15 protein-coding genes are annotated in these 13,623 nt (G+C 32.2%); 2 read left to right on the forward strand and 13 right to left on the reverse strand.

Annotated features, from left to right (window positions below; all coding sequences use genetic code 11):
* The first annotated feature begins 159 nt into the window (after nt 1–159).
* Nucleotides 160–2,598, forward strand: coding sequence for an ATP-binding protein (locus tag FHK87_RS08300; protein ID WP_140592214.1), 2,439 nt, complete (start codon nt 160–162; stop codon nt 2,596–2,598).
* Here FHK87_RS08300 and FHK87_RS08305 read toward each other — a convergent pair.
* The 8 genes from FHK87_RS08305 to FHK87_RS08340 all read right to left on the reverse strand — a co-directional run bounded on the left by FHK87_RS08305 (nt 2,595) and on the right by FHK87_RS08340 (nt 8,904).
* Nucleotides 2,595–3,956, reverse strand: coding sequence for a sigma-54-dependent transcriptional regulator (locus FHK87_RS08305; RefSeq protein ID WP_226294151.1), 1,362 nt, complete (start codon nt 3,954–3,956; stop codon nt 2,595–2,597). The genes FHK87_RS08300 and FHK87_RS08305 overlap by 4 nt on opposite strands.
* 367 nt (nt 3,957–4,323) lie before the next feature.
* Nucleotides 4,324–4,662, reverse strand: a complete 339-nt coding sequence (locus FHK87_RS08310; RefSeq protein WP_140592216.1) for a hypothetical protein — start codon at nt 4,660–4,662, stop codon at nt 4,324–4,326.
* A 189-nt stretch (nt 4,663–4,851) separates the two neighbouring features.
* Nucleotides 4,852–5,253, reverse strand: coding sequence for an alternative ribosome rescue aminoacyl-tRNA hydrolase ArfB (arfB, locus tag FHK87_RS08315; protein ID WP_140592217.1), 402 nt, complete (start codon nt 5,251–5,253; stop codon nt 4,852–4,854).
* Complete coding sequence (locus tag FHK87_RS08320; RefSeq protein ID WP_140592218.1) at nt 5,250–6,815, reverse strand: DUF4301 family protein; 1,566 nt, start codon at nt 6,813–6,815, stop codon at nt 5,250–5,252. The genes arfB and FHK87_RS08320 overlap by 4 nt, the downstream gene beginning before the upstream one ends.
* A 4-nt stretch (nt 6,816–6,819) precedes the next feature.
* Nucleotides 6,820–7,383, reverse strand: coding sequence for an AAA family ATPase (locus FHK87_RS08325; protein WP_140592219.1), 564 nt, complete (start codon nt 7,381–7,383; stop codon nt 6,820–6,822).
* The gene (gene pnuC / locus FHK87_RS08330) at nt 7,344–7,976 is read right to left on the reverse strand and encodes a nicotinamide riboside transporter PnuC (protein WP_140592220.1); all 633 of its coding nucleotides are present in this window, start codon (nt 7,974–7,976) and stop codon (nt 7,344–7,346) included. The genes FHK87_RS08325 and pnuC overlap by 40 nt, the downstream gene beginning before the upstream one ends.
* Nucleotides 7,960–8,220: a hypothetical protein gene (locus tag FHK87_RS08335; protein WP_140592221.1), complete on the reverse strand. Its 261-nt coding sequence runs from the start codon at nt 8,218–8,220 to the stop codon at nt 7,960–7,962. The genes pnuC and FHK87_RS08335 overlap by 17 nt, the downstream gene beginning before the upstream one ends.
* A 48-nt stretch (nt 8,221–8,268) precedes the next feature.
* Nucleotides 8,269–8,904, reverse strand: coding sequence for a 4'-phosphopantetheinyl transferase family protein (locus FHK87_RS08340; RefSeq protein ID WP_140592222.1), 636 nt, complete (start codon nt 8,902–8,904; stop codon nt 8,269–8,271).
* A gap of 124 nt (nt 8,905–9,028) precedes the next feature.
* Here FHK87_RS08340 and ahcY point away from each other — a divergent pair, with 124 nt between their 5' ends.
* Complete coding sequence (gene ahcY / locus FHK87_RS08345) at nt 9,029–10,345, forward strand: adenosylhomocysteinase (RefSeq protein ID WP_140592223.1); 1,317 nt, start codon at nt 9,029–9,031, stop codon at nt 10,343–10,345.
* 114 nt (nt 10,346–10,459) lie between these two features.
* Here ahcY and FHK87_RS08350 read toward each other — a convergent pair whose 3' ends face one another.
* The 5 genes from FHK87_RS08350 to FHK87_RS08370 all read right to left on the reverse strand — a co-directional run bounded on the left by FHK87_RS08350 (nt 10,460) and on the right by FHK87_RS08370 (nt 13,590).
* The gene (locus FHK87_RS08350) at nt 10,460–11,041 is read right to left on the reverse strand and encodes a DUF3332 domain-containing protein (RefSeq protein ID WP_140592224.1); all 582 of its coding nucleotides are present in this window, start codon (nt 11,039–11,041) and stop codon (nt 10,460–10,462) included.
* Nucleotides 11,042–11,209: 168 nt separating this feature from the next.
* On the reverse strand, nt 11,210–11,470 hold the full coding sequence (gene rpmA, locus FHK87_RS08355; RefSeq protein WP_073318462.1) for a 50S ribosomal protein L27: 261 nt from the start codon (nt 11,468–11,470) through the stop codon (nt 11,210–11,212).
* A 47-nt stretch (nt 11,471–11,517) separates the two neighbouring features.
* Nucleotides 11,518–12,045 (reverse strand): 50S ribosomal protein L21, encoded by a 528-nt coding sequence (gene rplU, locus FHK87_RS08360; RefSeq protein ID WP_140592225.1) that lies wholly within the window; start codon nt 12,043–12,045, stop codon nt 11,518–11,520.
* Nucleotides 12,046–12,143: 98 nt separating this feature from the next.
* Complete coding sequence (locus tag FHK87_RS08365) at nt 12,144–12,617, reverse strand: DUF4199 domain-containing protein (protein ID WP_140592226.1); 474 nt, start codon at nt 12,615–12,617, stop codon at nt 12,144–12,146.
* 97 nt (nt 12,618–12,714) lie between these two features.
* Nucleotides 12,715–13,590: a DMT family transporter gene (locus FHK87_RS08370; protein ID WP_140592227.1), complete on the reverse strand. Its 876-nt coding sequence runs from the start codon at nt 13,588–13,590 to the stop codon at nt 12,715–12,717.
* Nucleotides 13,591–13,623 lie beyond the last annotated feature (33 nt).

Below are 13,623 nucleotides of genomic sequence, written 5' to 3' on the forward strand. Positions count from 1 at the left end.
AACCTCATCCCAAACTCTCATATCTTACACCTAATCCAAGCACCCCTTTTGAGATTTTTTGCAAAAATAATACGTTTAGTTGATTTATTGTAACTTTATTAAATATAAAAACAATCCGTTTTAGCTTTTTAAGTTATATAGTAAGAAGTTGATGTTGATATGAAGAATACAAAGAGGTCAGTTACTTTTAAGATTATAGCAGGATATATTGTTGCCGGTTTGATTGCTGTAACCGCTTTTTGGGTAATTTACAAGCAATTAAATAATTACACCCAAATTGCAGAGATCAAAAACGAAAACAACGAGAAGCTTTTTCTTGTGGGAGAAGCAATCACCGGATTGTATGAGGCAGAAAGCCTGACTCGAAACATCATTCAAACTTCGGATGTAAGAAAATTTAAAACTTATAAAATAAAAATTGATACGATATTAAAAACGATCAATAAAGTATCTGAAATCTCTGATGACACCCTTCAAACCAAAAAAATCGATAGTATCAAATTCTTGGTAGATCGTAAAAATAAAAACCTCGAAGAACTCATCAAAATATATGAACAACGTAAACAAAAAGGTTTATATGAATCTGCAATAGATGAGCTAGAGAAAGTAAATAAGAGTTTCGGAAGTGGGTATACGAATTATGAAAAACGATTCAAAAAATACGATCCAAGAACCAGAAAAGCACTGATCAACATTCTAGAATACACCAAAAAAGATAATGCCGAGCGACTTACTAATCAAACCGTAGATTCTTTGGCTACTTCTGTACGACAAGTTTTGGCAGAATTAGAACAAAAAGATCGAAAATATAAACGAGAAATTTCTGTAAAAGAAAACAATCTTCTTAAGAATGATCAGATCATTACCAAACAACTTAGAGACTTACTTGCCGCAATAGAACGTAATGAACGTAACCAATACTTTGCACGGTTAGAAGCTTCTAATCAAATGTTGAATAATACGTCTGAGATTATTGTAGTCATTGCCGCTATTAGTGTATTGATTGCTATTATTTTTCTTTTTTTAATCACTAAAGACATTTCTAAAAGTCAAAAGTATCGTAATGAACTCGAAGCTGAAAAAATATATACAGAGTCTTTATTAAAAGCAAGAGAATCACTAATCAATACTGTAACACATGATCTGCGTTCTCCGTTAAATACAGTAATAGGATATTCTGATCTTTTAGAGCGAACAGGGTTAGATAATAAACAAAAACACTATTTAGATCATCTTAAAAAATCATCCGACTATATTCTTCACCTTGTAAATGATCTTTTGGATTTATCAAAGCTGGAAGCAGGTAAAATGGTTATTGAAGAGCTTCCTTTTTCTCCAAAGAAATTAATTGATAATACGATCGCCAGTGTGATTCCGCTTAATGACAAAAAGAATTTGGATATTAAGGTGATTAATGATGAGAACCTAAATCAGCAATATCTTGGAGACCCTTTTAGAGTTAAACAAATTCTAACAAATCTTGTCAATAATGCTTACAAGTTTACGAATCGTGGTTCAATCATTATCGATAGTAAAGTAACGGTAAATGGGTTGTCTGAGAAACATTTGGTTATTTCTGTAAAAGATACCGGAATAGGGATTACAAAAGAGCAGCAGCAACATATTTTTGAAGAATTCTCTCAAGGTGATGACAGTACAGAGAAAAAATATGGTGGATTTGGACTTGGGCTTGCGATTACCAAAAAAATAATCAAATTGCTTAACGGTAAAATTGACTTGAATAGTGAACCCGGAAAAGGAAGTGAGTTTACTTTTTATATTCCTATTAAACTTTCTGAGTCTTCACCAACTGAAGAAGCTGATAATCAAGAAATACAAAGCTTTTTTGACAAAAAAGTACTTATTGTCGATGATGACGAAAGTCAAATTGCATTAACTAGCGAGGTAGCGTCTCTGGCAGGATTATCTTATGATGTGTGTGAAAATGGAGCAGAAGCTGTAGACTTGCTCAAAAAGCATACTTATGATCTTGTACTTACAGATATACAAATGCCAAAAATGGACGGATTTGGTTTGATACATGCCATAAAAAATGACCTAAAATTAAATCACTTACCTGTTATTGCTTTATCAGGAAGAACTGATGCTTCTGCTTCAGAATACCAAAACGCAGGGTTTTCTGGCAGTTTACAAAAGCCATATGCTCCAAAGGCATTGATCGATTTAATTGCTTCGTTATTAAACTTTAGCATATCAACTTATGAGCATCAAAATAAAGCTGTAGATCTCGAAAATGAAGGAGATGAAGAGTATTCATTAAATGATCTTATGATTTTTGCTCAGGGTGACTCTGATTCTCTATATGCCATACTGGATACTTTTTATGAAAGCACTATTGAAAACATAAAAGATTTGAAAATATATGTAGAACAAAAAGACACTCTTCACATTAAAAAGATGGCACATAAGATGTTGCCTATGTTTAAACAAATAAGAGCAAAAGATGTAGTTTCTATTTTAGTAAAATTAGAAAACCCTGATCAATATGATATTGATAATAACACATTAATACAACTCACAAATTTAGGAATCCTTAAAATTGAAGACCTGATACACAAATTAAAAGTCGAAAACTAAAGACTGATATCGTACTGTTTTAATTTATTATATAGTGTTTTTCGATCTATAGCAAGCATCCTTGCTGCTTTAGCTTTATTACCGTTTGCTTTTTCTAATGCATCTAAAATCAACTCCTGCTCGTTTTGATTTTTAAATAAACCATAAGTTTGTTTTGCGTTATGTGACGCATATGCAATATCATTTGGTAAAATATCTAATGTAATCATATCGACCTGAGTAAGCAGAACAGAGCGCTTTACTATATTTTTCAATTCTCTTAGGTTACCCGGCCAATTATACTTTTTGAATGCTTCTAAAACTTCGTCTGTAAACCCTACAACATGTTTTTCTAATTCTGTGTTGGACTCTTCAAGAAAATGATTTGCAAAGAGCATTAAATCTTCGATTCTATCCTTTAATGGAGGTACTTTGATAGAAAACTCATTAAGTCTATGATATAAATCTTCTCTAAAATCACCTTCTTTTACCGCATGACTCAAATCCTCATTAGTTGCAACAATAACTCTGATATCTACTTCTATCTCTTTATTGCTTCCAACAGGTTTCACTTTTCTTTCCTGTAACGCTCTTAATAATTGGACTTGTAATTCGTAGCTCAAATTACCTATTTCATCAAGAAAAAGAGTACCACCATTTGCTGCTTCAAAATGCCCTACTTTATCATTTACGGCACCTGTAAATGATCCTTTTATATGTCCAAAAAACTCACTAGAAGCTATTTCTTTGGGTATTGCACCACAGTCTACAGCAACAAAAGGTTTGTCTGCTCTTTTACTTGCTTTATGAATACTACTTGCTACATATTCTTTTCCTGTCCCGCTATCTCCGATAACCAAAACAGACATTTTAGTAGGTGCTACAAGCGCAACATATTCGTTTAATTTTTTTGAAGCATCACTAACCCCTCTTACAAAAGATGTATTAACATTCGTTTTTTTGGTTGTTGTAGAAGCCTTTGTTTTTGTTTCTTTTTCAGGTGTTACTGTCTTTGTTCCTTTTTCATTCAAGGCTTTATCTATCGTTTGCAATATCCTATCCGGATTAAACGGTTTGGACACATAATCAAAAGCCCCTTGTTTAATTGCATTAACCGCCATATTAATCTCTGCGTACCCAGTCATAATGATCACCTGGGTCGTAGGATTTTGTTTTAAAATTTCTTCTAATAAAATAATACCATCTGTATCCGGTAGTCGTACATCTGTTAATACTATATCAAAAGTCTCTTTCTTTATTTTAGGAACAGCTTCGTTACCTGAAAAAGCAGTAGAAACATCATATTCTTTCTTTTCTAAAAAAGTCTTCAGCATTGTACAAAAAGCAACATCGTCTTCGACTATAAGTATTTTAGACATAATTCTAATAATTTGTGATCAACAAGATTTAATAATAATTGTTCTGCATACCTCGAATTGATCTCGGCACGCTACTTTTGTCAAAAGTATTTTATCATTCCAAAACCTGAAATAGCACATACTCAAAAAGCTAATAATAAAATTTAGGACAACAAGTATAGCTATGATCAATAACGGTTTTTCAAATAAAATTGATATACAAAACAAATTTTTATAGTAAACTAATATTATAAAATTACAATTTAAAATGTTTAGTAAAAATAAAAACATAAAAAAAGAGACCCTTGGGATTGAGTCTCTTTTTTAGCACTAAACAACTTTATATCGTCCTTGGTTGCAAAACGATATCCTTTTTCTACCCCTAGATTTAAGATTTATTGTCGTTTGGCGTTATCCATTCACCATTAGCGCTTGCAAATACAACTTTTGTGTTATCGTTATCGTCTTTAAAAATAATCTTGTATGTATTATCTTTAGACATATATGCTTTTACTATTCTCAAATTTCTGTAATCTTTTGCCGCCAACTCTTGTACAGAAAGTGGCAACTCTACAATATTAATTTCTGTATATTCTTGCTGCTCATACTCATAATCCCATACATCATATCCATCTTCTATCGATGCCAAGTCATCATCCTGACCAGCAACACCTTGAGCTGAAAATATACTTACTACAATTGCTATTATCATTGGTATCTTTTTCATCGGGTTATTGATAAAATTACCTTATCTACCTAATAGTAATAATTGTTCCAAAACAAAGGATTTTACCATTTTAACCATAAAACACTATAAATAAGCGTTTTACATTTTCAAGGTATTAATAAAATATGTTAAGAAATTGTAGATTAAATCAAAAATGTGTAGAAATATTACACGTTTTTATGATGTTTTTTAAAATAATGGTTTTCTACGGTTTGCTTTTTTTGTGGACTGTCTTTGTTTTTGTTCTAAACGTTTTTTGACAGCTGCTCTTGAAGGTCTTGTCGATTTTCGCTTCTTGGGGATATGTAAATTAGTCTTTAAAACTTCAAAAAGTCTTTTTATCACTAATTCTTTATTGCGATGTTGGCTTCTGTGATCACTACATTGTAAAATAAGAGTCCCTGATTTGGTAAGTCGCGATGATAATTTTTGGCTTAGCAAAAGCTTTTCTTCATCAGTAAGGCCTTGCGAAGCCAAAATATCAAAACTCAGTTCTACTTTTGAAGACACTTTATTTACATGTTGTCCTCCTGCACCAGAACTTCTTACAGCTTTATATATTACTTCTTTTATGATGATTGAAGTATTCACGAAAAGAGTTTTACCTGGTGTGCAGATTTTAATAAATCGTTGACCGTTTTTACAGGGTTAAATGTGGTTAATGGTACTTCTATAAAAACACTAATCCAATTTGACATAGCTCCATTCCATAATCCGGGTAACTCTAGAGCTTTAAGAACTTTCCCATTCAATGTTTTTTGAGTAATAAATCCTGCATCAGGATCTACAAAATCTAACAGATTAAACTTGTTACCATGATAATCTCGTACTCCACAAATCAAATCTACCGGATTAAAATGAGTTGCACTGTTCAAAATTTCTTCTTGTCTACGGTCTGCTTTATCAATCTGAGGCGATTCGATAATTTGAAGCACTAATCTTCCATTTTCATTTTTGATCCAAAAAGGGCCTCCTCCAGGCTCTCCTTCATTGATTACCATACCACATACTCGTATAGGGCGGTTCAATGATGATCTCAAAAATTCAATTTTATATTGGTCTGAAAATTTGTCAAAATCCAATGGCAAAGTAACATTAAGCTGTTGTACCAAAAACTTTTTGATGTCTTTCAACTCTGCTTCGGTAGGTTGTTGTTGATCTATCGCATTTAGTATTCTAAATACTTCGTCTTGAATTTCTATAAGTTTACCTGCTAATACTTTTTTATACCCTGATACTTCATCTTGATATTTACGAACTACCACATTATCTATATTTTTGATATAAATAATATCTGCATCTAGATCATTGAGGTTTTCTATAAGTGCTCCGTGTCCTCCCGGTCTGAAAAATAACGACCCGTCTTCTTTTCTAAAAGGTTCATTATCTTCATCTACTGCTATAGTATCGGTTTCAGGCTTCTGAAATGAATAGGTAATATCAAATTTTGTATTTGTTTTTTCTTCTACCTTCTTTTTTATTCTTTCAAATTCTTCTTTAAACCCTTCTAAATGATTTTTTGAAATTGTAAAATGAAGTTTAGATTCTCCATCAAGATTTTTATTATATCCGGCAGCTTCATACAAGTGCTCTTCAAAAGAAGTAGAAACACTATCAGAATATTTATGAAACGGAAGAAGTCCTTTTGGGAAATCCCCAAAATTCAATCCTTTTTCTTTTAACATCATCTCGACAAAGATGTAGAGTTGTCTTCCTTCAGAAAGTGATTCGAATTTTGGATAGGCAGACTTTACCTTCTTCATTACAGTTTCGTAAAACGGAAATTTCTCCAGACCTATTAAGAAAAGTCTTATCGCATTCGCTTTTTCATGGTTTGTATATGAATTTAAGCTTTCTTTCTCAAAATTATAATTATCCAAAAACCGAAACAGATCTTTGAACATGCGTGTCGCCGCACCCGAAGCAGGAACAAATTTAATCGTATCCAGATTTTCTAACCTAGATTCATATAGCTTAATCAGTTCTGTTTGATAATGCTCAGAGATTTTGAGGATTCCATTATCTAGAGTTGCTGCACTACGTAGTGATACAAATGGAATTTCTGTTTTAAAAATCTCAATCTGCGAAAGCACCTTATCAATAGTTAATCCTTTTGACTTGATAAGTTTGATATCCTTGTCTGTTATATTCACTTTACTATGTTTTTATTAATTGGTTAATTGCCTTAACAGCTGTTTCTAAACGAGATTTTCTATCTCCTTTTATTATAATATAAGGGCGATTATGATCATCTAAAGCTTTTTTAAAAGCGTCAAACATCTTTTCTCGCTCATCTGGTTTGTCTCTTAGATCATCCGGCATCCATGGGGTATCAATATAAGTCAACAAATACAAATCATAAGTATTCTCTATTGAAAACTTATCTAAATCAGGATGCACCAAATTATTAAAATATACTTCAGAATAGACTTTAGTTTCTAAAAGATCAGTATCACAAATCAATACTTTATTTGCTTTTTTCAGCGCTTGATTTTCTAGCTCCATCTGTCCTTCTGCAATTAGAATAAGATCATCATAACTACATATTTCTTTTGTAGCATCCCATTTTTTCTGCAAATATTCTCTGGCAAACTCTGGAACCCACTCTGTTTTGTAGTAAGCTGCCAGCTGTTTACTCAGTGTTGTCTTTCCTGTTGATTCAGGACCAAAAAGCACTACTTTTATACAGTTACCGGTTTGTTGTTTAAGCTTTTCTTCCATTCTAGATATCCTAAGACTGCTAATATGGTGAATAATACATATTGAAAACTAGTAAATGTAAATCCTTTATAAAAGTACAATGGTACAGATATAATATCACCTATAATCCAAAAAATCCAGTTTTCTATCTTTCTTCTTGCCATTAGCCACATCCCCACAAAGAATATTGCTGTTGTCAGCGTATCAATGTAAGCTGTCCAATCTTTCCACTTATCAAAAATAGTATATACCAGATAAACAAAAAACAAAGTAGCAATAAAGATTGTTGTACTTATTTTTTTTTCTTGAGATGTCGTTATAGAGATGGGAGTTACTTGTTTGTCATTTATTTTTCGTGTCCAAATAAACCAACCATAAACACTCATAACAAAATAGTATCCATTAATCATCATATCCCCCAACAATGACCATTTTAAAAGCAAGTACACATATATAGATGTACTGATCATACCGGTAGGATACACCCATATACGGTTTGCTTTTGCAAAATACACACTCAATAATCCAAAAATAACAGCTGTAATTTCTAGTACAATATCAAGAAGTGCATACGTTGAATATTGAGCAAAGAAAAAATCAAAAATTTGGTTCATAATCACTTCTATTACTCTTTACCATTTTCATATATACCAAAACATGATCCATATTACCGAATGCGTTTTTAATCTCTTTTGTTAAAAAAGGCATCACTTTATCATATTCTCCATAGACTTGGGTACTTAATGGATTTTCTAAAACAGTAAACTCTGATGCTCGAAGTTTTTTTATAAAAAGTATAATATGATCTTCAAAATCATTTTGAAGAGGGGTTAGGGTTAACTCTACAGAAATTTGCATTATTCTAAGTTAATTATAATTAAATACTACAAAGATAAATCAAGGACATCAAGAAGCAGGCAATACATATACACATGTAAACCCTTCAAACTCTACAAAACTCATTTCATATTCACTCTTTTTTTCCTGATAGAAAATAGCTCCATATATAATAGGGATTTTTAAACTAAATTGAGAGATATAAATATGGTCTTTAAAACTAAGACCTGCTGTAGCATATAGCTTGTATAGTGATTCTTTTGCTCCCCATATTATAGTCAAAGCTCTGGTTTCGTCAAGATTCAAATCATGCATATATTCATTTTCTCCTTGATTTGTAAACTTATGAGCGATTTTATTAATTTTTTCTCTTTGTTTTTCTATATCAATACCAACAGGTTTATCACTTACAATCACTCCTACAAATTCATAAGAATGTGTAATAGAAATTTGATTACCATCTTTGAGATGTGGTTTACCAAATTCATCATAATAGAGATCATGATCTGTATATCCAAAAATAGCTAGCAAATGACGAACACTCATAAAACCCTTGCGATGCATTTCGGATTTCATATTATCTACTCTGTTTTGACAATATTCTGTTAGTGTTATTCCTTCACACAAATCTTCATAAGATTCATTTATCTTCCATATTAATACGGTAGTGGTATTATTTGGTGTTATAGTTTTATAAAGAGGCATTTATAGTCTTAAAGTTATTGTGTACCTTTGCAAACTTAAAAGGATTTTATCCTTTACAAAACGAATTTAGAACAATTTAGTGCCAAATACCAAAAAGCACTTCATAAACATAAAATAAAAAGCTATGAGTACCAAAACAGTACCTTATGTTCCTTATAAAGTTAAAGATATTTCTTTAGCCTCTTGGGGAAGAAAAGAAATCGAATTAGCAGAAGCAGAAATGCCGGGACTTATGTCTCTTCGTGAAGAATATAAAGATGAACAACCTTTGAAAGGCGCACGTATTGCAGGGTGTTTACATATGACAATACAAACTGCCGTATTAATTGAAACACTAGTAGCACTAGGAGCAGAGGTGACGTGGAGTTCTTGTAATATTTTTTCTACTCAAGACCAAGCAGCTGCCGCTATTGCTGATGCCGGAATACCTGTTTATGCATGGAAAGGAATGAATGAAGAAGAGTTTGACTGGTGTATCGAACAAACTTTATTTTTTGGTGAAGATAGAAAACCACTTAACATGATCCTTGATGACGGTGGAGATCTTACCAATATGGTACTAGACAAATACCCAGAGTTGGTAAAAGACATTAATGGATTATCTGAAGAAACTACAACAGGTGTACATCGTTTATATGAAAGAATGAAAAATGGTACATTACCAATGCCAGCTATCAATGTAAACGACTCTGTTACAAAATCTAAATTTGATAACAAATACGGATGTAGAGAAAGCGCTGTAGATGCTATCCGTAGAGCTACAGATACTATGCTAGCCGGTAAACGTGTAGTAGTATGCGGATATGGTGATGTAGGTAAAGGTACTGCCGCTTCTTTTAGAGGAGCAGGATCTATAGTAACAGTTACCGAGATTGATCCTATCTGTGCTTTGCAAGCTGCTATGGACGGTTACGAAGTAAAAAAATTAGATACTATAGTTGGTAATGCAGATGTAGTGATTACAACTACAGGTAATAAAGATATTGTAAGAGGAGAGCATTTTAAAGCCCTTAAGGATAAAGCTATCGTTTGTAATATTGGTCATTTTGATAATGAAATCGATATGGCATGGCTAAACGAAAACTACGGAAATACTAAAGATGAAATCAAGCCGCAAGTAGATAAATATACAATTGATGGTAAAGATATCATCATACTTGCTGAAGGGCGTTTGGTAAACCTTGGTTGTGCGACAGGGCACCCTAGCTTTGTTATGAGTAATTCGTTTACAAATCAAACCTTGGCTCAAATAGAGTTATGGAACAATTCTGAAAATTATAAAAATGAAGTGTATATGCTACCTAAGCATCTTGATGAAAAAGTAGCAGAATTACATTTGGCACGTCTGGGAGTAGAATTAGAAACCCTAAGACCAGATCAGGCAGAATATATTGGTGTAACTGTAGAAGGACCTTTCAAGCCTGATTATTACAGATACTAAATATATTTTAAGTAATAGTAGAATATTCTACTATTACTTTGAAATCATAAAAAAAACACCCTTTTGCACTTGCAAAAGGGTGTTTTTTTATAAAGAATATTGTGATTAAATAATTTAATTAGATTCAGCCAATAGACAATTCTCATAAGATGCTATCTTATTTTGAATAAGTGCTAAACCTTCATTTCTTGATGTTGTTGGATCAATTTTTACATCTTCTCCATTTGGTAAATGCATTACATAAAATCCATTTTCAAAAGAAGATAGTTTAATAACCTCTCCATTTGGTTTTATAGCACTCCATGATTTATTTGATGGACTGTATACTAAATCTAGCTTTTCTCCCTTTCTATCTCCTTCTAATACTTTGATCTGAAATCTGTTTTTTGTAGCAGTCATTTCAAAAGTATTTCCATCTTTTTCTACGATTTGTGTTTCGATATCTCCTTCGTTCATTGCCAATGGATTAGATCCACTCCAGAACTCTATTACATTAAATATGATAACATCTCCGACAAAAAACAAACCATAAACAGGAATGATATTTAAGACCCAAAAAATAAGGTTATCTAAGAACTTACTGTCTGTTAATCCATCGTTCCAATCTCTTAGGCCATTAAATGCGGAAAAAGACCCTAAACAACTAGAAAATAGAATTGAAGCCGATAACAAAGTACATACTGTTAGTTTTTTCATAATTATTATGTTTTTAAAGTGTTTATTAAAAATAGAACTACTTATTAAAAAATGTTAATTTTTAATATATAATTAAGAAACTTTAATTCAATTATAATATTTCGGAAACCAAAAAACCCTTTTTCATGATGAAAAAGGGTTTTCCTATAAGAATAGAAAGAAATATATTTATGCTTCAAAAGGCACTATAGAAACATATGATTTATTGTCTTTCTTTTTAGTAAATTTTACAATACCATCTACTTTTGCATGTAAAGTGTGGTCTTTTCCGGCATAAACATTTTCTCCGGGTTTATGAGCAGTTCCTCTTTGTCTTACAATGATATTACCTGCAACGGCAGCTTGACCACCAAAAATCTTAACACCTAGACGTTTCGATTCTGATTCTCTACCATTTTTAGAACTACCAACTCCTTTTTTATGAGCCATTTTCTTTGGGTTTTATATTGTTAATACTACAGTATTACCTGCTATTTTTATTTTGCTTGTAACGCTTCGATCAAATCTGCTTTCTTCATTGAAGAAATACCAGAAATTCCTTTAGCTTTAGCTAGTTCTTTTAATTCAGCTACTGTTTTAGTATCTAAATCATCAGCTACCGTTTCTGCTTTTGGCGCAGAAGCTTTAGTTTGTTTTTCTGTTTTTGGCTCTACTTTTTTAGTTTCAGCCTTTGGTGCAGCTTTTTTAGCTCCTGAAGTTACAATGTCTTCTATTACAATCTCGGTAAGATACTGGCGGTGACCATTCTTAACTCGATATCCTTTACGTCTTTTCTTTTTGAAAACAATAACTTTATCACCTTTTAGGTGTCTGGTAATTTTTGCTCCTACTTGAGCTCCTTCTATAGCCGGGGCGCCTAGAGTAACTTTGTCTCCGTCTGCTGCAAGAAGTACTTTATCAAAAGAAACTTTGTCTCCTTCTTCTCCTGCTAGACGGTGTACAAATACTTTTTGGTCTTTTGCAACTTTGAATTGCTGCCCTGCTATCTCTACAATTGCGTACATAGCGTAACCTTTAATTAATTATTTTAAAAATATTTGAAACCTATTTTTGCAAATAAGCGGGTGCAAATATACTGCTAATTAATTAAAAGACAAATATTTTATGCTTCTACTGCGTGAGAATGATGATTTTTTCGTTGATTCCAACTTTCTTTGAAAAGTTGCATGAAAGACAATGTCAACACAAAAGTTGTGGCAAACCCCATGATTGCAGCTACAAAAACTACTATACCAACACCAACATGGTAGTGAGAACTCCAATTTGCTAACATTTCAGGCAGAAAACTGGTATTAATATGAGTTACATAAATAGCAAAAAAGATTGTAAACAAGAGAGTAGCGTTAAATCCGGTAAAAATACCCGCCACAAAACCTTTTTGGTAATCAAAACTACTTCCTTTTTCTAATTTATAATTTTTCATAGCCTGATACAGTCCAAAAGCTACAATAATACCATTCCCTAGACTAAAAACAGGATTTGTTTGCACTCCTATTAAGGCAAGTGCCAAAAAATATATAATAAGCCCTATTGATATTAGCACTCCGTATCGAATAGGTATCGTTGACTTTTTCATAGGTTTCGATTTTAATGTTCTCTTCTAAAAGTAAGAAAATTAAGAATCTTTTAACCTTAAAAACCTGTTAATTTATTGTTTAACAACACAATACAGTTTACCTGTTTCTATTAGAGAGATATACTCCAAGAATTATAATCCCAGAAGCAAGCACTTGATAAAAAGTAAATTTTTCGCCATCCAATAATCCCCACAACAAGGCAACAATAGGAATTGTATATGTAACAGATGTAGCAAAAACAGGTGTGCTAATTTGAACTAGTTTATTAAACAAAACTTTTGCTATACCCGTACCCACAACAGATAATACACACACATATAGTAGACTTGTTTGTACAATAGTGTCTGAAACTACTTGTAATGTAAAAAAGTCTGAAAAATACAACACTATCAAAGCAGGGATAACCAGCACAATAAAATTTCCGTTTGCAATCGCCATAGGTGGGATATGTTGCATATATCTTTTTATAATATTTACATTAATCGCATAGCAACCGGATGCACAGAGGACCAAAAATGCATACCAATAATTTTGATTAGGGTTTACAGAAGCTCCTTCCAAAATCAGTGCAATACAACCTATTAGACCTACAATAACTCCTATTAACTGATTTTTGTTAAACTGAATCGAAAACGCCAAAATTCCTAAAATTAGTGTAAGCAATGGGGTTGTAGAATTTAAAATTGACGCAATACCACTATCTATTTCAGTTTCTGCAAATGCAAATAAAAAGGCAGGAATAAACGTACCAAAAAAACCTGAAATGATTACCCATTTCCAATCAGAAGCGGCTATTGCCTTCATACTTCTAAAACCAATAAAAAATAAAAAAACCGCTGCAAACAGAGTTCTAAGTGCTCCTAATTGCAGAGGAGTCAAACCAATTAATGATTTTTTTATTAAAATAAAAGAACTCCCCCAAACCAGAGAGAGTATTGCCAGATAAATCCACTTAAGTTTTGTATGTTGCATTTTGCCAAAATAAGTAGCAAAAGTGATAAAATT

This window comes from Aquimarina algicola, assembly GCF_006443095.1.
GTDB classification, from domain to species: Bacteria; Bacteroidota; Bacteroidia; order Flavobacteriales; family Flavobacteriaceae; genus Aquimarina; species Aquimarina algicola.